Annotated in this window: 22 protein-coding genes and 1 riboswitch; of the genes, 14 read left to right on the top strand and 8 right to left on the bottom strand. The window is 70.0% G+C overall.

The window, feature by feature from the left end; genetic code table 11:
* Positions 1-40 precede the first annotated feature (40 nt).
* The 8 genes from sigR (at position 41) to ACWCPM_RS23470 (ending at position 8,355) form a co-directional block, all read left to right on the top strand.
* Positions 41-724, top strand: a complete 684-nt coding sequence (gene sigR / locus ACWCPM_RS23505; RefSeq protein ID WP_450978241.1) for an RNA polymerase sigma factor SigR — start codon at positions 41-43, stop codon at positions 722-724.
* Positions 721-1,023 (top strand): mycothiol system anti-sigma-R factor, encoded by a 303-nt coding sequence (gene rsrA, locus ACWCPM_RS23500; protein ID WP_450978202.1) that lies wholly within the window; start codon positions 721-723, stop codon positions 1,021-1,023. The genes sigR and rsrA overlap by 4 nt, the downstream gene beginning before the upstream one ends.
* A gap of 179 nt (positions 1,024-1,202) precedes the next feature.
* Positions 1,203-2,516, top strand: a complete 1,314-nt coding sequence (locus tag ACWCPM_RS23495; protein ID WP_450978201.1) for an HD-GYP domain-containing protein — start codon at positions 1,203-1,205, stop codon at positions 2,514-2,516.
* Positions 2,513-3,751 carry an HD-GYP domain-containing protein gene (locus ACWCPM_RS23490; protein ID WP_450978200.1) on the top strand — a complete coding sequence of 413 codons (1,239 nt, stop codon included), beginning with the start codon at positions 2,513-2,515 and terminating at the stop codon, positions 3,749-3,751. The genes ACWCPM_RS23495 and ACWCPM_RS23490 overlap by 4 nt, the downstream gene beginning before the upstream one ends.
* A gap of 105 nt (positions 3,752-3,856) precedes the next feature.
* Positions 3,857-4,837 carry a tetratricopeptide repeat protein gene (locus ACWCPM_RS23485; protein WP_450978240.1) on the top strand — a complete coding sequence of 327 codons (981 nt, stop codon included), beginning with the start codon at positions 3,857-3,859 and terminating at the stop codon, positions 4,835-4,837.
* A gap of 125 nt (positions 4,838-4,962) precedes the next feature.
* Complete coding sequence (def, locus tag ACWCPM_RS23480) at positions 4,963-5,613, top strand: peptide deformylase (protein WP_450978199.1); 651 nt, start codon at positions 4,963-4,965, stop codon at positions 5,611-5,613.
* 280 nt (positions 5,614-5,893) lie between these two features.
* Positions 5,894-6,979: an epi-isozizaene synthase gene (cyc1, locus tag ACWCPM_RS23475; protein WP_450978198.1), complete on the top strand. Its 1,086-nt coding sequence runs from the start codon at positions 5,894-5,896 to the stop codon at positions 6,977-6,979.
* Entirely contained in the window at positions 6,976-8,355 is a 1,380-nt protein-coding gene (locus ACWCPM_RS23470; protein ID WP_450978197.1) for a bifunctional albaflavenone monooxygenase/terpene synthase, read from the top strand. The genes cyc1 and ACWCPM_RS23470 overlap by 4 nt, the downstream gene beginning before the upstream one ends.
* Before the next feature lie 15 nt (positions 8,356-8,370).
* On the opposite strand, the gene ACWCPM_RS23465 is transcribed toward ACWCPM_RS23470, so the two are convergent.
* Positions 8,371-9,333 carry a GlxA family transcriptional regulator gene (locus ACWCPM_RS23465; RefSeq protein WP_450978196.1) on the bottom strand — a complete coding sequence of 321 codons (963 nt, stop codon included), beginning with the start codon at positions 9,331-9,333 and terminating at the stop codon, positions 8,371-8,373.
* A 93-nt stretch (positions 9,334-9,426) separates the two neighbouring features.
* On the opposite strand from ACWCPM_RS23465, the gene ACWCPM_RS23460 reads away from it, so the two are divergent.
* A complete protein-coding gene (locus ACWCPM_RS23460; RefSeq protein ID WP_450978195.1) occupies positions 9,427-9,669 on the top strand; it encodes a hypothetical protein in 243 nt (80 codons plus the stop codon).
* Here the strand turns inward: ACWCPM_RS23460 and ACWCPM_RS23455 are convergent.
* The 6 genes from ACWCPM_RS23455 to ACWCPM_RS23430 form a co-directional block, all read right to left on the bottom strand.
* On the bottom strand, positions 9,582-10,595 hold the full coding sequence (locus ACWCPM_RS23455; protein ID WP_450978194.1) for a ribonucleotide-diphosphate reductase subunit beta: 1,014 nt from the start codon (positions 10,593-10,595) through the stop codon (positions 9,582-9,584). The two genes, ACWCPM_RS23460 and ACWCPM_RS23455, sit on opposite strands and share 88 nt — an antisense overlap.
* Entirely contained in the window at positions 10,595-12,964 is a 2,370-nt protein-coding gene (locus ACWCPM_RS23450) for a ribonucleoside-diphosphate reductase subunit alpha (RefSeq protein WP_450978193.1), read from the bottom strand. The genes ACWCPM_RS23455 and ACWCPM_RS23450 overlap by 1 nt, the downstream gene beginning before the upstream one ends.
* Positions 12,965-13,088: 124 nt before the next feature.
* Positions 13,089-13,265, bottom strand: a riboswitch (cobalamin riboswitch).
* A gap of 16 nt (positions 13,266-13,281) precedes the next feature.
* A complete protein-coding gene (locus ACWCPM_RS23445) occupies positions 13,282-13,788 on the bottom strand; it encodes a GNAT family N-acetyltransferase (RefSeq protein WP_450978192.1) in 507 nt (168 codons plus the stop codon).
* Positions 13,789-14,073: 285 nt separating this feature from the next.
* Positions 14,074-15,684: a monocarboxylate uptake permease MctP gene (gene mctP / locus ACWCPM_RS23440; RefSeq protein ID WP_450978191.1), complete on the bottom strand. Its 1,611-nt coding sequence runs from the start codon at positions 15,682-15,684 to the stop codon at positions 14,074-14,076.
* Positions 15,681-15,944, bottom strand: coding sequence for a DUF3311 domain-containing protein (locus tag ACWCPM_RS23435; protein ID WP_450978190.1), 264 nt, complete (start codon positions 15,942-15,944; stop codon positions 15,681-15,683). Before ACWCPM_RS23435 ends, mctP begins: the two co-directional genes overlap by 4 nt.
* A gap of 444 nt (positions 15,945-16,388) precedes the next feature.
* Positions 16,389-17,153: a GntR family transcriptional regulator gene (locus ACWCPM_RS23430; protein WP_450978189.1), complete on the bottom strand. Its 765-nt coding sequence runs from the start codon at positions 17,151-17,153 to the stop codon at positions 16,389-16,391.
* Between the two features lie 394 nt (positions 17,154-17,547).
* Here ACWCPM_RS23430 and ACWCPM_RS23425 point away from each other — a divergent pair, with 394 nt between their 5' ends.
* The 5 genes from ACWCPM_RS23425 (at position 17,548) to ACWCPM_RS23405 (ending at position 23,070) form a co-directional block, all read left to right on the top strand.
* Complete coding sequence (locus tag ACWCPM_RS23425; protein ID WP_450978188.1) at positions 17,548-18,849, top strand: sugar ABC transporter substrate-binding protein; 1,302 nt, start codon at positions 17,548-17,550, stop codon at positions 18,847-18,849.
* Between the two features lie 143 nt (positions 18,850-18,992).
* Positions 18,993-19,982 carry a carbohydrate ABC transporter permease gene (locus ACWCPM_RS23420; RefSeq protein WP_450978187.1) on the top strand — a complete coding sequence of 330 codons (990 nt, stop codon included), beginning with the start codon at positions 18,993-18,995 and terminating at the stop codon, positions 19,980-19,982.
* On the top strand, positions 19,979-20,857 hold the full coding sequence (locus tag ACWCPM_RS23415) for a carbohydrate ABC transporter permease (protein WP_450978186.1): 879 nt from the start codon (positions 19,979-19,981) through the stop codon (positions 20,855-20,857). Before ACWCPM_RS23420 ends, ACWCPM_RS23415 begins: the two co-directional genes overlap by 4 nt.
* Before the next feature lie 9 nt (positions 20,858-20,866).
* A complete protein-coding gene (locus tag ACWCPM_RS23410) occupies positions 20,867-22,372 on the top strand; it encodes a glycoside hydrolase family 3 protein (protein WP_450978185.1) in 1,506 nt (501 codons plus the stop codon).
* 146 nt (positions 22,373-22,518) lie between these two features.
* On the top strand, positions 22,519-23,070 hold the full coding sequence (locus tag ACWCPM_RS23405) for a DoxX family protein (RefSeq protein WP_450978184.1): 552 nt from the start codon (positions 22,519-22,521) through the stop codon (positions 23,068-23,070).
* Positions 23,071-23,137: 67 nt separating this feature from the next.
* Here ACWCPM_RS23405 and nagB read toward each other — a convergent pair whose 3' ends face one another.
* Positions 23,138-23,923 (bottom strand): glucosamine-6-phosphate deaminase, encoded by a 786-nt coding sequence (gene nagB, locus ACWCPM_RS23400; RefSeq protein ID WP_450978183.1) that lies wholly within the window; start codon positions 23,921-23,923, stop codon positions 23,138-23,140.
* Positions 23,924-24,843: the final 920 nt, after the last annotated feature.

The following is a 24,843-nucleotide window of genomic DNA, read 5'->3' as shown; positions in this document are numbered from 1 at the left end:
TGGTGGGACCGGGTTCGGCCCTGCCCAGATTCTCGAGGAGGTGGGTCCGGTCACCGGTAACGACGCAGGGACCGACAACGGCCAGGCGGAGCTGCCCGAGGGCCAGGGCAACAGCGCGGAGACGACCGAGGAGCGCAGTGCGCGCTTCGAGCGGGACGCGCTCGAATTCCTCGACCAGATGTACTCGGCGGCGCTGCGCATGACGCGTAACCCCGCCGATGCCGAGGACCTGGTCCAGGAGACCTACGCCAAGGCGTACGCGTCCTTCCACCAGTTCCGCGAGGGCACCAACCTCAAGGCCTGGCTGTATCGGATCCTCACGAACACCTTCATCAACTCGTACCGCAAGAAGCAGCGTGAACCCCAGCGCAGCGCGGCCGAGGAGATCGAGGACTGGCAGCTGGCCCGCGCCGAGTCGCACATGTCGACGGGTCTGCGTTCCGCCGAGTCGCAGGCGCTCGACCACCTGCCCGATTCGGACGTGAAGGAAGCGCTGCAGGCGATCCCGGAGGAGTTCCGTATCGCCGTGTATCTCGCGGACGTAGAGGGCTTTGCGTACAAGGAGATCGCGGACATCATGGGGACACCCATCGGTACGGTGATGTCCCGGCTGCACCGGGGCCGCCGTCAGTTGCGCGGCATGCTCGAGGACTACGCGCGTGAGCGCGGGCTGGTCCCGGCCGGCGCCGGAGAGTCGAACGAAGCGAAAGGCTCGGGCTCATGAGCTGCGGAGAGCCGCACGAGACGGACTGCAGTGAGGTACTCGACCACCTGTACGAGTTCCTCGACAGCGAGATGCCGGACCTCGACCGCGAGAAGTTCCAGCAGCACTTCGAGGAGTGCTCGCCGTGCCTGGAGAAGTACGGCCTGGAGCAGGCCGTGAAGAAGCTGGTCAAGCGGTGCTGCGGTCATGACGACGTACCCGCCGACCTGCGTGCCAAGGTGATGGGGCGGCTCGACCTCATCCGCTGCGGGGAGACCGTGCCCGAGCACGAGGTGACGGCCGCTCCGCAGGAGTCCTAGGGCCGGACCGGCCCTGAGCCGGGCTCCCCGGCTCACCGGCCCCGGACTTCCCGCTCCACGGCGGGTGCGGGGTCCCGTCACCCGAATGCGTTAATCCATGGGCCTTCGCCCCGTTCCCTCCTGTCCTCGCCCTAGGCTCCGAAGCCGGTACAGGTACGGGACTGGGGAGGGCGTCGTTCATGGAGGCGGTTCCGGCGCAGGCACGCGCGTACGTGGCCTGTGTGGTCCTCGGGGCGCTGACATGCCTGCTGCCGCTGCCCATGCTGCGGACGCCCTGGTGGGCGATGACACTCCTGGCCGTGCTGTACGCCGGCGGGGAATGGCTCGCTCGCAGGCGCTTCCCCGGCACCTTCTACCCGGTCCTGCTCGCCGCGGTGTTCCTGCTGCCCCCGCCCGCCGCCGCGCTGGTCGCGCTGCCGGGGGCGCTGCTGGCGCCCGTCGAGCGGCGGCCCGCCGGGCTGCGGCGGATCTGGCGGGCGGCCGAGCTGGCCGTGACCGTGTGGGCGGCCGGGCGGGTGTTCTGGACGCTGGGCGGGCGGGACGCCGTGGTGGCGCCGGACGTCCCTCACGCGCTCGGGCCGGCCGCGGCCGCGGTGCTGACCTTCTGCGCGGTGCAGACCCTGCTGGACGGCGGCATCCTCGTGCTGGCCGAGCGGGTGCCCGTACGGCGTGCCTGGCGCGGGCTGTTCCTGCGAACGCTGGCGCCGGTCGGTGTGCACGGGCTCGCCGGGCTGATGATGGCGGTCCTGTGGCGCAGCCCGTACGGACCCGTGGCCGCCCTGCTGGTACTGCTGCCGATGGGGGTGTCGTGGTGGGCGTTCGTCCAGTACCACCGGGAGCGCGGGGCCCATCAGGCCACCATCCGGGCGCTGGTGCAGGCCGTCGACATCAAGGACGAGTACACGCGCGGGCACAGTGAGCGGGTCGGACAGGCGTCGGTGCTGATCGCGCGCGAGCTGGGCATGGACGACGGGCGCGTCGAGGTGCTGCGGTTCGCCGGGATCCTGCACGACGTGGGGAAGCTGGGAGTGCCCACGCGTCTGCTGCGCAAGGACGGGCCGCTCACGCCCGAGGAGCGCCGCGTGATCGAACTCCATCCGGAGTACGGGCACGAGATGGTGCGGGGGATCGCCTTCCTCGGCGAGGCCCGGGCAGCCGTCCTGCACCACCACGAGCGGCTGGACGGGAGCGGGTACCCCTACGGTCTCGTGGGGACGCAGATCCCGGAGTCCGCACGGGTGGTCGCGGTGGCGGACGTGTTCGACGCGATGACGTCCAACCGCTCCTACAGCAGGGCCCGGCCGGTCTCCGTGGCCCTGGAGGAGCTGGAGCGGTGCGCGGGGCGGCACTTCGACCCGGTGATGGTCGACGCGCTGGTCCGGGTCGTCCGGCGGTCCGGGTGGGACCCCGTCGTCACCGCCCAGGGTGTGCGCTCACGCGGTCTACCCGCACCCCTGTCGCCCCTCTTCAGCAGGGCGGGAGCCGACCGTTGACCCGCGTCCGGGCCCTCCCCCTGATCCGCGGCTCCGCCGCGCTCCTCGCCGCCGTCTGTCTCGGCGCCACCCTCTGGGCCGGGCTGGAGCAGCGGGGCATCGCGCTGGCCTTCGGGGTGTTCGTCGCCCTCGGGGAGCTCACCCGCTGGACGGGCCCCGGGGTCAGGGAGGCCGCGCCGCTCGGAGCGGCCGGTGCCCTGTCGTACGCGCTGCTCGGCGAGGTCGCCGGGCGGCCCAGCGACCACGGGGTCGCCCAGGTGGTGAGTGTCGTGCTCGCCGCCTCGCTGGCCGGGTGCGTGCCGAACATCGCGCGCGGGCGCGGGCCCGTGATCGACCATCTGGCCAGGCGGGTGCTCACCGTCGGGTTCGCCGCCGTCTGCTTCCAGCCGCTCTACAACCTCGGCACCTTCACGGACTGGAGCGGACCGGCCTACGCGCTGTTGCTCGTCGCGGTGCTCGCCCTGACCGCGATGTGCGACGCCCTGCTCGCGGCCGCGCTGGCCTACTCCCGCACCGGGTGGCCGTTCGGACCGCTGCTCCGTGACGAGCTGCACCGCATGGTCGGCATCGGGTCGGCGGTCGGCGCGACGGGGGCCGTGATGGCGCTGGCGGTCGCGGTCGTCGGTCTGTGGGCGCTGCCCGTGTTCTGTCTGCCACTGCTGCTGACGCAGGTGTCCCTGCGCCGCTACGCCGCCGTCCGCAAGACGTACCGGCAGACCATCGCCTCCCTGGCCCGCGCCACCGAGATCGCCGGGTACACCCCGGCTGGCCACGCCCGCAGGGTCGCCGCGCTCAGCCGGGCCGTCGGCCGGGACATGGGCCTGACCGGGCCGGAGCTCACCGTGCTGGAGTACGCGGCGCTGATGCACGACATCGGGCAGCTGAGCCTGGTCGACCCGGTGCCGGCCGGTGCCACGGCCGGGCTGCCCGGCGCCGAGCAGCGGCGGATCGCGCTGCTGGGCGGCGCGGTCGTACGGCAGACGGGGGTGGACTCCGAGGTCGCCGTGGTGGTCGAGCGGCAGGCGGATCCGTACGCCGAGCAGCCGCCCGCCGCCCGGATCGTGCGGGCGGTGAACGCGTACGAGGAGAAGGTGCGGGACGCGGGCCCCGGTGGGCCGCTCACGGCGCTGGAGGAACTGCGGCTCGGGACCGCCGGGGACTACGCTCCCGAGGTCGTCGAGGCGCTGGCCCGGGTGCTGTCGAGGGAGGGTCTGACCCTGCCCTCGGCTGGGTAACCCATGGGTAATGAGCGCCCCTCCAGCCGCACGTGGTTGGATGCGAAGGAGAGGGTGTCCGGGGGCACAGGCCAGCCCACTCCACGGAACTGGCAGGCGGGAATCGTGAGGATCTTCGGCAAGGGACGGCACCGGCCCTCCGCCTCCTGGCGGCAGGCCACCGACCGGGCATTCACGCTCATCGGGGACGGTCGTTACGAGGACGCGGGCGCGCTGCTGACGCGGGCCGCCGATCTGGAACCCTGGCTGTCGGAGTCCTGGTTCAACCTGGCCCTGCTGCACAAGTTCCGGCACGACTGGGAGCAGGCCAGGGCGGCCGGTCTGCGGGCCGTGGCCCTGCTCGACCGGGAGACCGGCGCACCCGACTGGTGGAACGTCGGCATCGCCGCGACCGCCCTGCAGGACTGGCCCCTGGCCCGGCGCGCCTGGCAGGCGTACGGGCTGCACATGCCCGGCGGCGCCACGGACTCCGGCGAGCCCCTCGGCATGGACCTGGGCAGCTCGGCCGTACGGCTGTCGCCCGAGGGTGAGGCCGAGGTGGTCTGGGGGCGGCGGCTGGATCCGGCGCGGATCGAGGTGCTGTCCATCCCGCTGCCCTCGTCGGGGCGGCGCTGGGGCGAGGTCGTACTGCACGACGGGGTGCCGCACGGCGAGCGGACCACCGCCGCCGGGCACTCGTATCCGGTGTTCGACGAGATCGAGCTGTGGGCGCCCTCGCCCGTGCCGACCTGGGTGGTCCTCCTGGAGGCCGCCACCGAGGCCGACAGGGACGCCCTGGAGCAGCTGGCCGCCGACGCCGGGTTCGCCGCGGAGGACTGGTCGTCCTCCGTGCGGCTGCTGTGCCGGCTGTGCTCGGAGTCACGGATGCCGTCGGACGAGGGCGACGGGGAGCATCTCGACCCGCACGACCACAGCGAGCCGGGGCATCCGGGGCCGCTCGGCCATCGCACGGACGGGCAGCTGTGGGTACCCGAACGTGAGTGCGGGGTGGCGGCGCCGGCGTCGCTGGTCCGGGGGCTGCTGGACGGGTGGGTCGCGGACTCGCCCGACTCCCGGGACTGGCGGGACCTCGAAGAGGTCTGCTGAGGCCGCGGGCCGGTCGCGGCCCCGTCGTGGCTGGTGGCGTACTTCTCCGCGCCCCCCGGAGGGCGCGCTCCCCGTACCCTGTATCAGCATCACCCCCCGTTTTTCCAGGAAGGCATACGTCGGTCATGGCGCAGCAGGACACCGATCAGCAGCACGTGGGCGTGCTCCCCGTCGACGACGAGGGCTTCGTCGTCGACTCGGAGGACTGCGAGGAGCGCGAGCAGGCGTACCGCGACCGTGGCACCTCGCGGCCGATCACCGTGGTCGGCAATCCGGTGCTGCACAAGGAGTGCAAGGACGTCACCGATTTCGGCGAGGAGTTCCAGCAGCTGGTCGCCGACATGTTCGCCAGTCAGCACACGGCCGAGGGCGTGGGCCTGGCGGCCAACCAGATCGGCGTCGACCTGAAGGTGTTCGTCTACGACTGCCCGGACGACGACGGCGTCCGGCACACGGGCGTGGTCTGCAACCCCAAGCTCGTCGAACTGCCCGCCGAGCAGCGCCGGCTGGACGACAGCAACGAGGGCTGCCTGTCGGTGCCCACGGCGTACATGGCGCTGGCCCGCCCGGACTACGCCGAGGTCACCGGGCAGGACGAACGGGGGAACCCGATCAAGGTCCGCGGTACCGGGTACTTCGCTCGGTGTTTGCAGCACGAGACCGACCACCTCTACGGCTATCTCTACATCGACCGGCTGTCCAAGCGGGAGCGCAAGGACGCGCTGCGGCAGATGGCCGAGAACGAGCCTCGCTACCCCGTGGTCGCGAACGACTGACACCTCTCCTTCCCCACCCGCACGGCGTCCGGTCAGGCTCCTCAGCCCGACCAGGCGCCGTTCGTCTGTCCGTCGCACATTCGATCGGATGTGTGCCCCGAGTGATCCCGAACCAGTCAGGTAGCAGGGGGATCTCGGCACTGTGGGGTAGTGAATGAAGCAAATCCGTTCCCAGAACGGTCAGTTGTGGTGCTGAATGGGAAGTGCGGGGTTACGCAACGGCGCACGCCCGGCACAGCGCGAGGGGCGTGCCCGACTGGCGGCTGAGAGGGGTTTGTCCGTGCCTGCTTTCCCACACAGCACCACAGCGACCGCAACCGCGATCGCAGTCCCACCCTCGCTGTCTCTCCCGGTGATCGAGGCGGCGTTTCCCAGGCAATTGCACCCGTATTGGCCCAGGCTCCAGGAGAAGACCCGTACCTGGCTCCTGGAAAAACGGCTCATGCCGGCGGACAAGGTCGAGGAATATGCCGACGGCCTGTGCTACACCGATCTCATGGCCGGGTACTACCTAGGTGCCCCCGACGACGTCCTCCAGGCGATAGCGGACTACAGCGCGTGGTTCTTCGTCTGGGACGACCGGCACGACCGCGACATCGTCCACCACCGCCCCGCGGCCTGGCGCCGGCTCCGGGTCCGGCTGCACGAGGCGCTCGACTCCCCCGAGGAGCATCTGCACCACGAGGACACGCTGGTGGCGGGGTTCGCGGACAGTGTGCTGCGGTTGTTCTCGTTCCTCCCCGGGACCTGGAACCGCCGCTTCGCCCGGCACTTCCACACGGTGATCGAGGCGTACGACAAGGAATTCCGCAACCGCACCGAAGGGATCGTCCCGACGGTCGAGGAATACCTGGCGCTGCGTCGGCTCACCTTCGCGCACTGGATCTGGACCGATCTGCTGGAACCGAGCGCCGGGCAGGAACTTCCGGACGCCGTGCGAAAACACCCCGCCTTTCGGCGGGCCGCATTGCTGAGTCAGGAATTCGCCGCCTGGTACAACGACCTCTGCTCGCTCCCCAAGGAACTCGCGGGCGATGAGGTGCACAATCTCGGAATCAGTCTCGTCACCCATGAGGGGATGAATCTCGAAGAAGCGGTCGTCGCCCTGCGGCGGCGTATCGAGGAATGCATCGCGGAATTCCTGGTAGTGGAACGGGAAGCCTTACTTTTCGCGGACGCTCTCGCCGACGGCACGGTACGCGGAAAGGAACTGGGCGCCGCCGTGCGTGCCTGCGTCGGGAACATGCGGAACTGGTTCAGCACCGTCTACTGGTTCCACCACGAGTCCGGCCGCTACATGGTCGACAGCTGGGACGACCGGTCCACGCCCCCGTACGTCAACAACGAAACGGCAGGTGAGAAATGACCGTCGAGTCCGTGCGGCCCGAGGCCGCGAACCGGGAGCAGACGTCGGAACTGCGTGAGCCGCCCGTCGCGGGCGGCGGTGTGCCGCTTCTGGGGCACGGCTGGAAACTCGCGCGAGATCCCCTGGCCTACATGTCCCAGCTGCGCGACCACGGCGACGTGGTCCGGCTGCGGCTCGGCCCCAAGACGGTCTACGCCGTCACCGCCCCGGCGCTCACCGGCGCCATCGCGCTGAGTCCCGACTACGAGATCGCCGGCCCCCTGTGGGAGTCCCTGGAGGGCCTGCTCGGCAAGGAGGGCGTGGCCACCGCCAACGGGCCCCGCCACCGGCGCCAACGCCGCACCATCCAGCCCGCGTTCCGGCTCGGCGTGATCCCCGCCTACGGCGCGATCATGGAGGAGGAGGCGCACGGGCTCACCTCCCGCTGGCGGCCCGGCGAGACGCTCGACTGCACATCGGAGTCCTTCCGCGTCGCCGTGCGCATCTCGGCCCGCTGCCTGCTGCGCGGCGAGTACATGGACGAGCGCGCGGAGCGGCTGTCCCTCGCGCTCGCCACCGTGTTCCGCGGCATGTACCAGCGGATGGTGATCCCGCTCGGACCGCTGTACCGGCTGCCGCTGCCCGCGAACCGTGAATTCAACAGGGCGTTGGCCGATTTGCATCTCCTGGTCGACGAGATCGTGACCGAACGCCGGGCATCCGGTCAAAAGCCGGACGATTTGCTGACGGCATTGCTGGAGGCGAAGCAGGACAATGGCGAGCCCATCGGGGATCAGGAGATCCACGACCAGGTGGTCGCGATACTCACCCCCGGCAGCGAAACCGTGGCCTCCACGATCATGTGGCTGCTCCAACTGCTCGCGGAGCATCCGGAACACTCCGACCGGATCCGGGACGAAGTCGAATCCGTGACCGGTGGCCGGCCCGTCGCATTCGGGGACGTCCGGAAGCTCACGCACACGAACAATGTCGTCGTGGAGGCGCTGCGTTTGCGTCCCGCCGTGTGGATACTCACCCGGCGGGCGGTCAGCGACACCGAACTCGGCGGCTATCGCATTCCGGCGGGCGCGGACATCATCTACAGTCCGTACGCGGTACAGCGCGATGCGCGATCGTTCGCGGACAACCTGGAGTTCGACCCCGACCGCTGGCTTCCTGAACGCGCCAAGGACGTGCCGAAATATGCCATGAGTCCGTTCGGCGTGGGTAATCGGAAGTGCCCGAGCGACCACTTCTCGATGGCCCAGCTGACGCTGATCATGGCGGCGGTCGCGGTGAAGTACCGCTTCGTGCCGGTGTCCGGCTCCAACGACGCGACCCGGGTCGGCATCACGCTGCGTCCGCACAAGCTCCTGCTCACGCCCGTGCCGAGATGACGGGCGCGGTCGCGGTCAGGCGGCCTCCGGGCCCCTGAACGTGCGTCGGTAGGCGTGGGGGGTGGTCCCCAGCGCCCGGACGAACTGGTGGCGCAGCGCGGCCGCGTTGCCGAACCCCGTTCGGCCGGCGACCGCGTCCACCGTCTCGTCCGTCGCTTCCAGCAACCGCTGGGCCAGCAGTACCCGCTGGCGCAGGATCCAGCGGTACGGAGTGGTCCCCGTCTCCTGCTGGAAGCGGCGGGCGAAGGTGCGCGGCGACATCAGGGCGCGGGCGGCGAGCTGCTCGACCGTGACCTCCTGGTCGAGGTGGTGCTCCATCCACACCAGCACCTCGGCGACCGCGTCGCCCTCCGACCGGGGCAGCGGGCGCTCGATGTACTGGGCCTGCCCGCCGTCCCGGTGCGGCGGCACCACCATCCGCCGGGCGATCTTGTTGGCCACCTCGGGCCCCTGCTCCTTGCGCACGATGTGCAGACAGGCGTCGATGCCGGCGGCCGTCCCGGCGGACGTGATGACCGGGTCCTCGTCGACGTAGAGCACGTCCGGCTCGACGATCGCCCGCGGATACCGCCGCCCCAGCTCGTCGGCGTGCCGCCAGTGCACGGCGCACCGCCGTCCGTCCAGCAGGCCGGCGGCGCCCAGCACGAAGACGCCGGAGCACACGCTGAGCACCCGCGCGCCGCGCTCGACGGCCCGGGACAGGGCGTCGAGCAGCTCGGGCGCGAAGGTCCGTGTCTCGTAGCACGAGCCGGCCGGCACGGCGATCAGGTCGGCCGTCTCCAGACGGTCGAGGCCGTGCTCGACGTGCAGGGAGAAGCCGGCGTTCGAGCGGAGCACCGGCCCCTCGGCGGAGGCGACCGCGAAGTCGTAGACCGGCAGTCCGTCGTCGCTCCGGTCGATACCGAAGACCTCGCAGACCACGCCGAGTTCGAAGGGGTTCACACCGTCGACGAGGACGGCGGCCACGTTCTGCAGCATGCCCCCAGTGTGCCTCAGGGCTGGCAGTAAATCGAGGTTCTACGGCAGTCCTGCCACTGTCGGTAAGGAGCGTACGGCGCGACAGTGGTGTTCATGAACACGAACCAGATCGAAGCACTCATCGGAATGCTGGCCGTCGCGGGACTCTTCGTGATCATGGTCCTCCCCGCGCTCATCGGTATCGCGCGCGACCGGCGCGTCGACCGTGAGATCAGGGAGGCCCAGGACCATCGCGGGGGGAAGGAGGATCAGAAGTCCTCGTCCAGGTCGACCGTGCCCTCCACGGCCACCTGGTACGCCGAGGGGCGCCGCTCGAAGAAGTTGGTCAGCTCCTGAACCCCCTGGAGCTCCATGAAGGAGAAGGGGTTCTCGGAGCCGTACACCGGGGCGAAGCCGAGGCGCGTCAGACGCTGGTCGGCGACGCACTCCAGGTACTGCCGCATCGAGTCGGTGTTCATGCCCGGGAGGCCGTCACCGCACAGGTCGCGCGCGAACTGCAGCTCGGCCTCGACGGCCTCCGCCAGCATGTCGGTGACCTCCTGCCGGAGCTGGTCGTCGAAGAGTTCCGGCTCCTCCTTGCGGACGGTGTCGACCACGTCGAACGCGAAGCTCATGTGCATGGTCTCGTCGCGGAACACCCAGTTGGTACCCGTCGCGAGACCGTGCAGCAGACCCCGGCTGCGGAACCAGTAGACGTACGCGAAGGCGCCGTAGAAGAACAGGCCCTCGATGCACGCGGCGAAGCAGATCAGGTTGAGCAGGAAGCGGCGGCGGTCGGCCTTCGACTCCAGGCGGTCCAGCTTCTCGACCTCGTTGATCCACTTGAAGCAGAACTCGGCCTTCTCGCGGATGGACGGGATGCTCTCCACCGCGTCGAACGCCGCCGCCCGGTCCTCCGGATCGGGGAGGTAGGTGTCCAGCAGCGTCAGATAGAACTGGACGTGCACGGCCTCCTCGAACAGCTGACGGCTCAGGTAGAGCCGCGCCTCGGGGGAGTTGATGTGCTTGTAGAGCGTCAGCACCAGGTTGTTCGCCACGATCGAGTCGCCCGTCGCGAAGAACGCCACCAGGCGGCCGATCAGGTGCTGCTCCATCGGGGACAGCTTCGCGAGGTCGGCCACGTCGGAGTGGAGGTCGACCTCCTCCACGGTCCAGGTGTTCTTGATGGCGTCCCGGTAGCGCTCGTAGAAGTCCGGGTAGCGCATCGGACGGAGAGTCAGCTCGAAGCCGGGGTCGAGAAGGTTCTGGGTACGGCTGGACATCACTGGCAGGCCTCGCAGGACTCGGGGTTCTCCAGGGAGCAGGCGACCGCTTCGGGGTCCGCCGTCGCCTGTACGGGGATGGTGGCCTGGGCTCGGCCCTGGGCCGCGCGGGCGATCCGGGTGGCCGGACGCGAGCGCAGGTAGTACGTCGTCTTAAGGCCCGACTTCCAGGCGTAGGCGTACATCGAGGAGAGCTTGCCGATGGTCGGCGTCTCCAGGAACAGGTTCAGCGACTGGGCCTGGTCGAGGTACGGCGTGCGCGCGGCGGCCATGTCGATCAGCCCGCGCTGCGGGATCTCCCACGCCGTGCGGTAGAGCCGCCGTACGTCCTCGGGGATCCAGGCGAAGTCCCGCACCGAGCCGTTCGCCTCGCGCAGTGCCTCACGGGTGCGGGCGTCCCACACGCCGAGGGCCTTGAGTTCCCGCACCAGGTAGGAGTTGACCTGGAGGAACTCGCCGGACAGGGTCTCGCGCTTGAAGAGGTTCGAGACCTGCGGCTCGATGCACTCGTAGACACCGGCGATCGAGGCGATGGTCGCGGTCGGGGCGATGGCCAGCAGCAGGGAGTTGCGCATGCCGACCGCGGCGATCCGCTCGCGCAGCGCCGCCCAGCGCTCCGGCCAGGCCGGCTCGACACCGTAGTGGTCGGGGTGCAGCACGCCCCGGGCGGTACGGGTCTTGGCCCAGGCGGGCAGCGGGCCGTTGCGCTCGGCGAGGTCGGCGGACGCCTCGTACGCGGCGAGCATGATCCGCTCGGCGATCCGGGTGGACAGCGCCTTCGCCTCGGGCGAGTCGAAGGGCAGCCGCAGCTTGAAGAAGACGTCCTGCAGGCCCATCGCGCCGAGGCCGACCGGGCGCCACCGGGAGTTGGAGCGGCCCGCCTGCTCGGTCGGATAGAAGTTGATGTCGACCACGCGGTCCAGGAAGGTCACGGCGGTGCGGACGGTCTGGTCCAGCCGGTCCCAGTCGATGTCGCCGCCCGTGACGAACGCGCCCAGGTTGACCGAGCCCAGGTTGCACACGGCAGTCTCGCCGTCGTCCGTGACCTCCAGGATCTCCGTGCAGAGGTTCGAGGAGTGGACGACGTGGCCCGGCTCGGCGGTCTGGTTGGCGGTGCGGTTGGCGGCGTCCTTGAAGGTCATCCAGCCGTTGCCGGTCTGCGCGAGGGTGCGCATCATCCGGCCGTACAGCTCACGGGCCGGCATGGTCTTCTTCGCCAGGCCCTTCTCCTCGGCCCGGCGGTAGGCGGCGTCGAACCCGTCGCCCCACAGGTCCACCAGCTCGGGCACGTCCGAGGGGGAGAACAGCGACCACGGGGCGTCCGCGTTCACCCGGCGCATGAACTCGTCCGGGACCCAGTGCGCCAGGTTGAGGTTGTGCGTACGGCGGGCGTCCTCACCGGTGTTGTCGCGCAGCTCCAGGAACTCCTCGATGTCGGAGTGCCAGGTCTCCAGGTAGACGGCGGCCGCGCCCTTGCGCCGGCCGCCCTGGTTCACGGCGGCCACCGAGGCGTCCAGGGTCTTCAGGAACGGGACGATGCCGTTGGAGTGGCCGTTGGTGCCGCGGATCAGGGAACCGCGCGAGCGGATCCGGGAGTACGACAGGCCGATGCCGCCGGCGTGCTTCGACAGCCGGGCGACCTGGTGGTAGCGCTCGTAGAGGGAGTCCAGCTCGTCCTTGGGGGAGTCGAGGAGGTAGCAGGACGACATCTGGGGGTGCCGGGTGCCGGAGTTGAAGAGGGTGGGGGAGGAGGGGAGGTAGTCGAGGCGGCTCATGAGCCCGTAGAGCGCGGCGACTTCGTTCACCGCGCGCGGGGTGTCGTCCTCGGCGAGACCCGCGGCGACACGCAGCATGAAGTGCTGGGGCGTCTCGACGACCTTGCGGGTGATCGGGTGCCGCAGCAGGTAGCGGCTGTACAGGGTGCGCAGACCGAAGTAGCCGAAGCGGTCGTCGGCGTCCCGGTCGATCAGGGCGTCCAGTCCGTCGGCGTGCAGCCGCACGAACGCGGCCGTGCGGTCGGCGATGAGCCCTTCCCGGTGGCCCACGGCGACGGACTCCGTGAAGGACGTGACGCCCTGGGAGGCGGCCTCGGCGGCGATGGAGACCGTCAGCAGGCGCGCGGCGAGCCGGGAGTAGGCGGGGTCCTCGGAGATCAGGCCGGCGGCGGCCTCCGTGGCCAGCTCACGCAGTTCGCTCTCGTCCGCCCGGGCCGAGCGGCCGCGCAGCGCGGCGGCGGCGACCCGGCCGGGGTCGGCGTCGGGGAGGTCGGCGGTCAGCTCGGTCAGGGTCCGCAGCAACGCGGTTCCGGGACCGTCGGCTTTCCCATCCACCGTTGTCGCTGCGGCCGGTTCGGCTGGCGCGATGGTCACGTGGGGCTCTCCCTCGCTCGGCACAGGGACCTCGCGGAGGGCAGGGGGGAACACACGAGCGCACGGGGCGTCGCGTCCACCGGCCCATTCCACGAGACCCGGACGTCAGGGCACCCGGGCCGGACGGCCGGGCGCGCTGTCGGCAGGTCCTCGGACTGAACAGGCGTGCGCACCCGATTCCGGGCAGATACACGCAAGTACACCGTTGCGGGACAGTTCCGGATTCGCACCGGATTCCCCTGCGTCGACAACGAGCATGAGCATACATCTAGTGCCGGGTGCCGAAGGCGCCCCCATATGTTGTGTCGCGGATGACTTCAGAGCGTCAACTTGTAGGTGAGGAGCGTGATGTCGTCGAGGTGCGGGACGGGGTTCCAGTCGCGCTCGGGGGTGCGGGTGAAGCCCAGCCGCTCGTAGACGCGGTGGGCCGCGCGCATGGTCCGCTGGGTCGACAGGACGACCCCGGTGCAGCCCTCGACGGCGCGGGCGCGATCGAGACAGGCGCGCACGAGCGCCTCGCCGACGCCTCGGCCGCGGGCCTCGCGGGCGACGGCGAGCATCCGGATCTCGGCCTCCCCGGGAGCGGCGATGTCGGCCATCGGGCCGCCGGACGGGACGAAGGTCACTCCGCCCAGGACCTGTCGCTGTTCGACGGCCACGAGCACCTGCGCGACGGCGGCGCGCGCCGCGACGCCTCTGAGCGTGCCGAGGTACTCGTCGCTCTCGCCGAAGTCGAGCAGGCCGTCCTGGAGGTAGGCCTGGGCGGTGATCTCGCCGAGGTCGGTGTACTCGGCGGGGTGCGCGGGGCGGATGACGATGTCCATGAGGGCAGTGTGCATCAGGCGGTGAGTACGACAGCGGGCCGCCGGGGTGCTGTGGCCTCGGTGGCCCGGTGTGTGCGGTGGCGGGTCGCCGGGGTGCTGTGGGCCGGGTGGCTCGGTGGCCCGGTGTGTGTGGTGGCGGGTCGCCGGGGGTGCTGTGGCCTCGGCGGCCCGGTGTGTACGACAGCGGGCCGCCGGGGTGCTCTGGCCTCGGCGGCCCGCTGCATGCTGTGTCGCTGGTCGCGCGGTTTCCCGCGCCTTGCGGGACGGGCCCCTACGGGGCGCGCCTCAGTGGGCGGCTCCGGCGGTCGCCGGGGGGAGCTCCGTCTGGACGCCAGGATCGCCGGCGTCCGCCGTGTAGTCCTCGGGCTTCGTCTCGTCGACGCCCTCGGGAGCCTTCATCGCCTTCAGGACGAAGGTGAGGACGACCGTGACCACCAGGTTGAGGACGAACGCCGTGAGGCCGATGTAGCCGATCTCACCGATGCCGGGGATCTCCGCCGAGGAGCCGCCGAAGTGCTTCTGCGTCGGCGAGGCGACACCGTACGCCGCGACCGTGCCGTAGAGCATGCCGACCGCCCAGCCGGCCAGCAGCGCCCAGCGGTGGAACCAGCGCGTGAACAGGCCGCCGACCAGGGCGGGCATGGTCTGCAGGATCCAGATGCCGCCCAGCAGCTGGAAGTTGATCGCGACCGTCTTGTCCATCCCGAGGACGAAGACCAGGGCGCCGACCTTCACCAGCAGGGACACCAGCTTGGAGACCTTGGTCTCCTCGGCGGGCGTGGCGTCCGGCTTGAGGAAGTCCTTGTAGATGTTGCGGGTGAAGAGGTTCGCCGCCGCGATCGACATGATGGCCGCCGGGACCAGCGCGCCGATGCCGATCGCCGCGAACGCGACGCCCGCGAACCAGTCCGGGAACATGTTCTCGAACAGCTGGGGGATCGCCAGCTGGCCGTTCTCCACCTTGACGCCGGCCGCGATCGCCATGAAGCCGAGCAGGCCCAGCAGGCCCAGCATCAGCGAGTACAGCGGCAGGATCGTGGAGTTACGGCGGATGACGTCCCGGCTGCGGCTGGAGAGCACGGCCGTGACGCTGTGCGGGTACATGAACAGGGCGAGCGCCGAGCCCAGCGCCAGCGTGGCGTACGTCCACTGCGAGGCGGCGTCCGGCACCAGTCCGCCCTTACCGGTCTCCGTGTACTTGTCGCTCGCGGCGGCGAAGATGTCGTCGAAGCCGCCCAGCTTGATCGGGATGTAGATGATGGCGACGGCGATCACGATGTAGATCAGCGTGTCCTTGACGAACGCGATCAGGGCCGGCGCCCGCAGTCCGGACGAGTACGTGTACGCGGCCAGCACACCGAAGGCGATCAGCAGCGGCAGGTCCTTGATGAACCAGTTGGTGTTCTCGCCGCCGCCGATGCCCATCACGTCCAGCACGGCCTGGATGCCGACCAGTTGCAACGCGATGTACGGCATGGTCGCGAGGATGCCGGTGACCGCGACGGCGAGGGACAGGCCCTTGGAGCCGAAGCGGCCCCGGACGAAGTCCGAGGTGGTGACGTAACCGTGCTTGTGGGAGACCGACCACAGCCGCGGCAGGAAGACGAACATCAACGGGTAGATGAGGATCGTGTACGGCACGGCGAAGAAGCCGGCCGCACCCGCCGCGTAGATCGCCGCCGGTACGGCGACGAAGGTGTACGCCGTGTAGAGGTCGCCGCCGAGCAGGAACCAGGTGATCCAGGTCCCGAAGGACCGGCCGCCCAGGCCCCACTCGTCGAGGCTCTGCTCGTTCTCGGCCCTGCGCCAGCGCGCGGCCAGGAAGCCCATCACCGTGACGGCGACGAAGAAGAGGATGAATACGGCGAGTGCGACGCCGTTCACACCGTCCTTCATGCTCCGGCACCCCCCTTCGTCCTGCGGGCGCGCTGGTCACGCTGCCACAGCCAGTAGGCGGTCATGGTGAGGGCGGTGGAGATCACGACCCAGGCCATCTGGTACCAGTAGAAGAACGGGATGCCGATGAACGTCGGGTCCGTCTTCGCGTACGAGCCCACCCAGAGCATGGCCACGAACGGTGTTATCAGACAGAGGGCGATGACGACGCGCACAGGCGTCACCACCGGCCCTCCCTTCACTTCTGAGGCTTCTGGCATCGGGCGGCTCCGTCCCCTCGCTGATTACCTGCCGTAACGCGCAGGCAATGTAGATCACGGTGTCCCGCTACCGGAAGCCCTTGTTCAGCATGTTCTTGTGAGGAACCCTGGGACTTACCGCTACCTCGGCAGTGGCGGAAACCGCGCAGCCGGTCGTTTTCCTGGTGGTCCGTCCGCATCCGCACGAACCGCCGCCAGTCGGCGCCGCCGTTTCCGAAGGGCCTTCACGGACGACTGTGCGACATGACTGTCGCGGGGTGACTCGCCGGTCGGCCCGCGGGCGTGCGGTGTGCGCACGGGCTGTCGCGCGGTGTGCTCCGGGGTGTGCGCACGGGCCTTCGTGCGTGTGCTCCGGGGGTGTGCGCACGGGCCGTCCTCCCGGCGTGTGCGTCACGGGCGGACGGCGGGACGGGCGGTGCGGCCCGAGACGTACCGTGAACGCGGCTACGGCATCGGCCGCTTGAGCCGTGCCACGAACTTGTAGCGGTCGCCGCGGTACACCGAGCGCACCCACTCCACCGGCTTGCCCTCCCGGTCCAGCGAGTGCCGGGACAGCATCAGCATCGGCAGGCCGACATCGGTGCCGAGGAGGCCGGCCTCCCTCGGCGTGGCCAGCGAGGTCTCGATGGTCTCCTCGGCCTCCGCGAGATGGACGTCGTAGACCTCGGCGAGCGCGGTGTAGAGGGACGTGTACTTGACCAGGCTGCGGCGCAGGGCCGGAAAGCGCTTGGCGCTCAGGTGGGTGGTCTCGATGGCCATCGGCTCGGCGTTGGCCATCCGCAGCCGCTCGATGCGCAGGACCCGGCCGCCGGTGGTGATGTCGAGCAGCCCGGCGAGCCGGTCGTCCGCGGTGATGTAGCCGATGTCCAGCAGCTGCGAGGTGGGCTCCAGGCCCTGAGCGCGCATGTCCTCGGTGTACGAGGTGAGTTGCAGCGCCTGCGACACCTTGGGCTTGGCGACGAACGTGCCCTTGCCCTGGATCCGTTCCAGCCGGCCCTCGACCACCAGCTCCTGAAGGGCCTGGCGCACGGTCGTGCGGGACGTGTCGAACTCCGCGGCCAGCGTGCGCTCGGGAGGTACCGGAGTGCCGGGCGGCAGGGTCTCCGTCATGTCGAGCAGATGCTTCTTCAGGCGGTAGTACTTGGGTACGCGTGCGGTACGGACGGGTGCCCCGCTCTCGTTCTCCGCACTGCTGACCTCAGTGCTCATGCTCCGCCTTCCCGGCTGACATACCGACAGGACCGACGTCCGCCGGTCACGGTTCACATCGTGGCACGACCGCGTACGAGAGTTCCCCGCACGCTCCGTGATGCCCCCTGTATACCGTCGGCGCTCCCGATGGTCTAGTCCACGAAGGTCGTGTGGTCTACCCCTGGGTGAATGAGGGACTCACTGTTTTCGAGGGGTTCTTACTTAAAGGTTCCTGCATATGTAGGTCCCATAACGGCTGGTCGGGCCCTATACGAGACCCTTGACACGTCCTATGGTCTGGGCCAAGCTCCCCGGTACTGGTCTACACCATTGGTCCAGGTCCCGGCCCCAGGGCGGTACGTCAGTCACCGCGGGGACGAGGGGGGTTTGTGGCATCCCTGAGGAGGGTGGCGTGAAGCGCAAGCTGATATCCGCGATCGGTGTCGCGGCGATGATGGTCTCCATTGCGGCGTGCGGCGGGTCCGATGACAAGGCGTCCGACCAGGACCCGAAGGACCGCAAGGGTGAACTCACTGTCTGGCTGATGGTCGACGCCCAGTCCACCTGGCCCGAGTTGGTCAAGCAGGCCAACACCGACTTCAACAAGAAGTACCCGGGTGTCAAGGTCAACGTCCAGTACCAGCAGTGGGCCGACAAGACCAAGAAGCTCGACGCGGCGCTGTCGGGCGACAGCTTCCCCGACGTGGTCGAGCTGGGCAACACCGAGACGATGACCTACATCCTCAACGGTGCCCTGGGCGAGATCGACCCCAAGAAGCACGACAACTCGGACACGTGGATCGGCGGTCTGAAGGACACCTGCTCCTACGAGGGCAAGCTCTACTGCGTCCCGTACTACGCGGGTGCCCGCGTCGCGATCTACAACAAGGACATGTTCAAGGCCGGCACGGGCTCGGACCAGCTGCCGACCACCGAGGACGAGTTGGTCGCCGCCCTCGACAAGGTCCAGGGCAAGTACAAGAGCGACAACGCGTTCTCCTCGCTCTATCTGCCGGGTCGCTACTGGTACGCCGCGATGTCCTATGTCGCGGCCTACGGCGGCGAGATCGCCACCTACGACGAGGGCGGCAAGGAGTGGAAGGCCTCGCTCTCCTCGCCGGAGGCGCAGAAGGGCATCCAGCACTTCATCGACCTGGTCAAGAAGTACAACAACGGCGACCAGACGAAGGACGAGCAGGACCACGCCAACGTCATGGCCAACGAGAAGGCCGCCCTGCTCTACGGCAACGGCTGGGAGGCCGGAAGCGTCGTCGACGGCGCGAACAACGGCAACCCGAAGCTGGAGGGCAAGATCGCCACCGCGGGTATGCCCGGCCCTGAGGGCAAGGCGCTTCCCTCCTTCATCGGCGGCTCCGACCTGGCCACCATCTCCAAGTCCGACCAGCAGGACCTGGCGGAGGAGTGGATCTCGCTGTTCACCAGCGAGAAGTCCGAGGCCGCCCTGGCCGCCAAGAACATCCTTCCCAACAACACCAAGCAGCTCGAGCCGCTGAAGGCCAAGCCGGAGACGGCTCCGATCGCCAACGCCGTTCCGGACGCCTGGTTCACGCCGATCGCGCCCGGCTGGGCCGCGATCGAGAAGAAGGAAACCCTGGAGACGATGCTGCTCGACATCCTCAAGGGCAAGTCGGTCGCCGAGGCCACCAAGGCCGCCGACGCGGAGATCGACTCACTGATCAACGAGGCCTCCTGATCCAGGAGCCGAACTCTCGTTGACCTCCGGTGCCTTGTCCGGCCCGCCGCCGGGCCGGACAAGGCCGGTCGGGCGTGCCGGCCGCCCACCCAGGCTGTGCCGGCCCGCCCTCCAGGAACCCCTTCGAACGGAAGGCCAGCACAGTGAGTGCCGCCGACATCAAAGCAGCCGGCCCGGAGGTGTCCGTCGCGCGGGCCCGGGGTGACGGCCCGACACCGGCCACCCCTCGGCGCGGCCGGTGGACGAACGGGCCCCTGCTGCCCTATCTGCTGATCGCACCGGCTGTGGTGGCACTCGCCGCGGTGTTCGTCTGGCCGCTGATCAAGACCGTGATCATGTCCTTCCAGGACGTGGGCCGCCGTGAGCTGTGGACGGGCGACGCCGCGCCCTGGGTCGGCTTCGACCAGTTCACCAACATCCTCGGCGACAGCGAGTTCTACACCGTCCTGTGGCGCACCGTCATCTTCATGGTGGTGTGCGTGGTCGCCACCATGGCCATCGGACTGTTCCTCGCTCACGCCATGCAGCGCATGACGAAGGCGGTCCGGCTGCTGCTGACCGGTGCGCTCATCGCGGCCTGGGCACTCCCGCTGCTCGTCGCCACCTCGATCTTCCGCTGGTTCGCCGACTCCGACTACGGCGTCGCCAACATGGTGCTCACCAAGTACCTGGGCCTCGACTACCAGGGCCACAACTGGTGGCTCGACCCCAAGCAGGGCTTCCTCGTGATCGGCGCCGTCGTGGTGTGGGGCGCGGTGCCGTTCGTCGCCGTCACCCTCTACGCCGCGCTCACCCAGGTGCCGGCCGAGCTGGAGGAGGCCGCCGCGCTCGACGGCGCCGGGCGGTTCGGAGTCTTCCGGTACGTCACCTGGCCGGTGATCAAGCCCGTCTTCCAGATGGTGGCCACGCTGTCGGTGATCTGGGACTTCAACGTCTTCGGACAGATCTTCCTGATGCGCGGCAACAAGCCGGAGTCCGAGTACAACCTGCTCGGCCTCTATTCCTACGAGAAGGCGTTCGAGTCGAACTCCTTCAGCCAGGGCGCCGCCATCGCGCTGATCACCGTGCTGCTGCTGTCCGGTGTGGCCGTCTACTACCTGCGCCAGCTGCTCAAGATCGGAGAGGTCGAGTGAGCGACACGACCGCCACACGCGTCACCGCCGCGCCCCGGTACCGCCCCGACCGCAAGAAGCCGAGCCGGCACTTCTACAACGCCGTGGGAATCGTCGCCTTCGTGGTGATGGCGTTTCCGGTCTACTGGCTCGTGGTCAGCGCCCTGCGCCCCAACATCGAGATCCGGTCCTACGACCAGAAGCTCTGGCCGACGTCCCTCACGCTCGACAACTTCCGCCGGGCCGTCGAGGAACCCAACTTCGGCACCGCGATCCAGTCCAGCCTGATCATCTGCGTGACCGCCGTCGTCGGGGCGATCCTGCTGTCCACGATCGGCGCCTTCGCCATCGCGCGCTTCCGCTTCGCCGGCCGCAAGATCTTCATGATCGCGCTGCTGGTGGTGCAGCTGCTCCCGCCCACCGCCATGCTCATCCCGCTGTACATCCAGCTGAACGACCTGGGCGCGATCAACGAGTACTGGGGCGTCATCGTCATCTACCTCGTCACGACGCTGCCCTTCGCCACCTGGATGATCCGCGGATTCGTCGTGAACATCCCGCTGGAGCTGGAGGAGGCGGCGCTGGTCGACGGCTGTTCCCGCATGGGTGCCTTCTGGCGCGTGGTGTTCCCGCTGCTCGCCCCCGGACTGGCGGCCGCGTCGATCTTCTCCCTGATCAACGCGTGGAACGAGTACCTGCTCGCCTACATCGTGCTGCAGGACAACGACAAGTACACGCTCAACGTGTGGCTCATGAACTTCACCACCTCACGCGGGACCGACTACGGCGCCCTCATGGCGGCCTCGACGCTGATCGCGATACCGGTCGTCGCGTTTTTCATGATCGTGCAAAAGAAGATGGCCGCCGGTCTGACCTCCGGCGCCGTGAAGGGATAACGGCCCTCGATGACCACATTCGCCAGCGATACCGACACGCTCACCCGTGACGCGCTGACGGTCCTCCAGCCAGGCTTCACGGGCACGGCGGCCCCCGACTGGCTGCTGCGCCGGCTCGGCGAGGGCCTCGCCTCCGTCGGACTGTTCGGCCGCAACATCTCCTCGCCCGACCAACTCGCCGCCCTGACCGCCCAGTTGCGCGCGGAACGCGGCGACGTCCTGGTCGCCGTCGACGAGGAGGGCGGCGACGTCACGCGCCTGGAGGTGCACACCGGGTCCTCCTTCCCCGGCAACCACGCGCTCGGCGCCGTGGACGACGTGGAGCTGACGCGGGAGGTGGCCGCCGAACTGGGCCGCCGCCTCGCCGCCTGCGGGGTCAACTTCAACTGGGCACCGTCGGCGGACGTGAACTCCGACCCCGGCAACCCCGTCATCGGCGTCCGCTCGTTCGGCGCCGACCCGGCGCTGGTCGCCCGGCACACGGCGGCCTACGTCACCGGCCTCCAGTCGGTGGGCGTGGCGGCCTGCACCAAGCACTTCCCCGGCCACGGCGACACCAACGTCGACTCGCACCACGCGATGCCCCGCATCGACGCCGACCCGGCCGTGCTGGCCGAGCGGGAACTGGCGCCGTTCCGTGCCGCGATCGCGGCGGGCACGCGTGCGGTGATGAGCGCCCACATCCTCGTCCCGGCCCTCGACACGGACCGTCCGGCGACGCTGTCGGGCAGGGTCCTCACGGAACTGCTGCGCGGCGACCTCGGCTACGACGGCCTGATCGTCACCGACGGCATGGAGATGCAGGCCATCACCGGCACCTACGGCATCGAGCGGGGCAGCGTCCTCGCCGTCGCGGCCGGTGCCGACGCCATCTGCGTGGGCGGCGGCCTCGCCGACGACGAGACGGTACGACGGCTGCGTGACGCCCTCGTCGCGGCGGTGCGCGCCGGTGAACTTCCCGAGGAGCGGCTGGCGGACGCGGCCGAGCGGGTGCGCAGGCTGGCGGCGTGGTCGGCGTCGGCGTCGGCGTCGTCGCCGGCGGCAGCCGAGGCCGGCGAGCCCGGGGCGGACGACGAGGTGGGCCTGCGCGCCGCCCGCCGGGCGCTGAGGGTCACCGGCACCGACGCCTTCGCGCCGCTCACCGCGGCGCCCTACGTCGCCGCTCTGACGCCCGTCGCCAACATCGCCGTGGGCGACGAGACCCCCTGGGGCGTGGCGGCGGAGCTCACCGCCCTGCTCCCCGGCACGGAAGCGGGCACGTTCGGCGGGCCCGACGCGGGCGCCGACGTCCTCACCGCGGCCGGGGAGCGCCGGATCGTGGCGGTCGTCCGCGACGAGCACCGGCACCCGTGGATGGGCGACGCGCTCGACACGCTCCTGAGGGCCCGGCCGGACACGATCGTGGTCGAGATGGGCGTGCCCCAGGCGGCCCCCCGGGGTGCGCTGCACATCGCGACGTACGGCGCGGCCCGGGTCTGCGGGCGGGCGGCGGCTGAGGTCATCGCCGGGGTGTGAGCCGGGCGGGACCCACCTGGCGTGAGCGGCGCGGCGAGCCTGGTGGGCGAGCCGCGCCGCTCCTCCTTTGGACGTCCTCCGCGCGGGAGAGGAGGATCGGAAGGAGGGGAGTCCCCACCTGGGCCTTGCCCGGAGGTGATGCCGCGATGACGCCCCCTACACGACGTTCACGCCGCCCGACCGATGCCTTCGGGGCGAGACCGGCGCCGCGGGCCATGGGCGCCGCCGACGTGGGAATTCTGCTGCTGCGGCTCGCGGTGGGTCTGATCCTCGCGGGACACGGCGCGCAGAAGCTGTTCGGCCTGTTCGGCGGACGGGGTCTGGACGCCACGGCGCAGGGCTTCGACGCGCTGGGGTACCAGCCGAGCACGTTCTTCGCCGCCCTGGCGGGAATCTCCGAGCTGCTCGGCGGGCTGGGCCTAGCGGTGGGGCTGCTCACCCCGCTGGCGGCGGCGGCAGCGATCGGGGTGATGTTCCAGGCCATGACGGTGGCGCCCCAGTACAGCCTGTGGCCCGCCGGTCCCCCGTCGTTCGTCTACCCCATGCTCATCTGCGTCGCCGCCGTCACCATCGCCGCGGTAGGCCCAGGCCGTATCTCCCTCGACACGTTCTTCCCCTGGCGCGACGGCGGCTGGGTCCCGTTCTGCGTGGCGCTGGGCCTGGGCGTGCTCGGGGGCGCACTCGTACTGGCGCTGTAGGCGCGCGGGACGGTGACCTTGGGCGGCACGAGGCTTCAGGGGCCGGTCACGGCGGTGACGCGGTCCGCTAGATGCCCTGCCACTCCGGCTTGTTGTCGTACGTGTGCCGGAAGTAGTCCGCCAGCTTCAGCTTGGACGCGGCGGCCTCGTCGACCACCACGGTGGCGTGGGGATGCAGCTGCAACGCCGAGGCCGGGCACACCGCCGCGACCGGTCCCTCCACCGTCGCCGCGACCGCGTCCGCCTTGCCCTCACCCGTGGCCAGCAGCACCAGGTGCCGCGCCTCCAGGATCGTCCCGATGCCCTGGGTGATGACGTGGTGCGGCACCTGATCGATGTCGCCGTCGAAGAACCGGGCGTTGTCGACGCGCGTCTGCTCCGTCAGCGTCTTGATCCGGGTGCGCGACGCGAGCGAGGAGCACGGCTCGTTGAACCCGATGTGCCCGTCGGTCCCGATCCCCAGCAACTGCAGATCCACGCCCCCGGTCCCGGTCAGCGCCGTGTCGTACGCCGCGCAGGCGGCGGGGATGTCCTCGGCGGTCCCGTCCGGGCCCATGAACGCGTCCATCCCGATCCCGAGCGGCTCCAGCACCTCACGCCGCAACACCGACCGGTACGACTCCGGATGCTCCGCCGGCAGCCCCACGTATTCGTCGAGCTGCGCTATCCGTACCCGGGACGTGTCCACCGCGCCGGACCGCACCTTGGCCGCCAGGGCCTGGTAGACGGGCAGCGGAGTCGAGCCGGTGGCCACGCCGAGCAGGGCGTCGGGCTTGCGCCCGAGCAGCTGCGCCATTGCCTCGGCGATCAGCTCGCCGCCCGCCGCGGCGTCGGGAACGATGACAACTTCCACGCTGGGCCTGCCGATCTGAAGAGGGGACTCGAGGGCACCCGGAGGGGCATGTGGTTTAGACCAATCTAACAGAGTGGTGTCCCCGTCCCACAGGCGAAGACAAGCCCACCTGGGCGCGACCGCACGCGGTGGGGCGCGCGGGGGAACGGCCCGTGAAGACGCGCCGGAATCCAGGTGAAGGCGCGCCCTCGGAGGCGCCCTTGGGGAGGCACGAGGGGCCGCGGGGGAGTGGAATGGGAGCAGCGGGCACCGGCGCCGGCGAGAGTCCGCCCGTCAGCCGTCAGCCGTCAGCCGTCAGCCGTCAGCCGTCAGCCGGTCCTGCATCCGCGAGACGGCGGGCGGCGGCAGCCGTCCGACGAGCGCCGGCGGCCGACAGCCGACAGCCGACAGCCGGCGACCGGCGAGCAGTGAGCCACTCGCAGGCCACCGGCGACGGACCTCCGGCGCTCCGGCGGAGGACGAACGGAGCCGAGCAACCGGCGGACCCGGCACCGAAGCGCGACAGCGGACCACCTACCGGCCCTCAGCGGCACGCACCTCCCGAACCCGCCGACCCCGCCACCCGACCCCGCCACACCGGGCGCGCTGACCCAGTCGGTGTCCCCACAAGCGTGCGACGGCGTGCGTCGCGCGGAACCGGAGGCTCGCGGGCAAGCCACCACGGCGATCTGCTCCCGCCGGTGAGTCGGGCGGGTTAGGCTGCGAGGCGCCGACAACACACAGTCCTCGACAACGAACCGACCCCGACGCATGGACACCAGTAGTGGTCTAGTCCAGAATGCGGGGGAGGCGCGTAGAAACGAAGAGCCTCCGTCTTCCCCGCACAGGAAGGCGGACCGAGGAACCGGTGCTCTCTGCCCTGACTGCCCCGGCTCCTCATCCTTCGGCCGAGCGGGACCGCACACCCCGTGGCCGATGCT

The organism is Streptomyces sp. NPDC002309 (genome assembly GCF_053593375.1).
The sequence above is the reverse complement of the archived record's forward strand: the minus strand, read 5'-3'. Positions and strand labels throughout refer to the sequence as shown.

Excerpts from the sequence above, each read along its gene's own strand:
- rsrA (WP_450978202.1), top strand. The coding sequence starts at position 721 with ATGAGCTGCGGAGAGCCGCACGAGACGGACTGCAGTGAGGTACTCGAC.
- ACWCPM_RS23495 (WP_450978201.1), top strand. The coding sequence starts at position 1,203 with ATGGAGGCGGTTCCGGCGCAGGCACGCGCGTACGTGGCCTGTGTGGTC.
- def (WP_450978199.1), top strand. The coding sequence starts at position 4,963 with ATGGCGCAGCAGGACACCGATCAGCAGCACGTGGGCGTGCTCCCCGTC.
- ACWCPM_RS23470 (WP_450978197.1), top strand. The coding sequence starts at position 6,976 with ATGACCGTCGAGTCCGTGCGGCCCGAGGCCGCGAACCGGGAGCAGACG.
- ACWCPM_RS23465 (WP_450978196.1), bottom strand. The coding sequence starts at position 9,333 with ATGCTGCAGAACGTGGCCGCCGTCCTCGTCGACGGTGTGAACCCCTTC.
- ACWCPM_RS23460 (WP_450978195.1), top strand. The coding sequence starts at position 9,427 with ATGAACACGAACCAGATCGAAGCACTCATCGGAATGCTGGCCGTCGCG.
- ACWCPM_RS23455 (WP_450978194.1), bottom strand. The coding sequence starts at position 10,595 with ATGTCCAGCCGTACCCAGAACCTTCTCGACCCCGGCTTCGAGCTGACT.
- ACWCPM_RS23445 (WP_450978192.1), bottom strand. The coding sequence starts at position 13,788 with ATGGACATCGTCATCCGCCCCGCGCACCCCGCCGAGTACACCGACCTC.
- mctP (WP_450978191.1), bottom strand. The coding sequence starts at position 15,684 with ATGAAGGACGGTGTGAACGGCGTCGCACTCGCCGTATTCATCCTCTTC.
- ACWCPM_RS23435 (WP_450978190.1), bottom strand. The coding sequence starts at position 15,944 with ATGCCAGAAGCCTCAGAAGTGAAGGGAGGGCCGGTGGTGACGCCTGTG.
- ACWCPM_RS23430 (WP_450978189.1), bottom strand. The coding sequence starts at position 17,153 with ATGAGCACTGAGGTCAGCAGTGCGGAGAACGAGAGCGGGGCACCCGTC.
- ACWCPM_RS23410 (WP_450978185.1), top strand. The coding sequence starts at position 20,867 with ATGACCACATTCGCCAGCGATACCGACACGCTCACCCGTGACGCGCTG.
- ACWCPM_RS23405 (WP_450978184.1), top strand. The coding sequence starts at position 22,519 with ATGACGCCCCCTACACGACGTTCACGCCGCCCGACCGATGCCTTCGGG.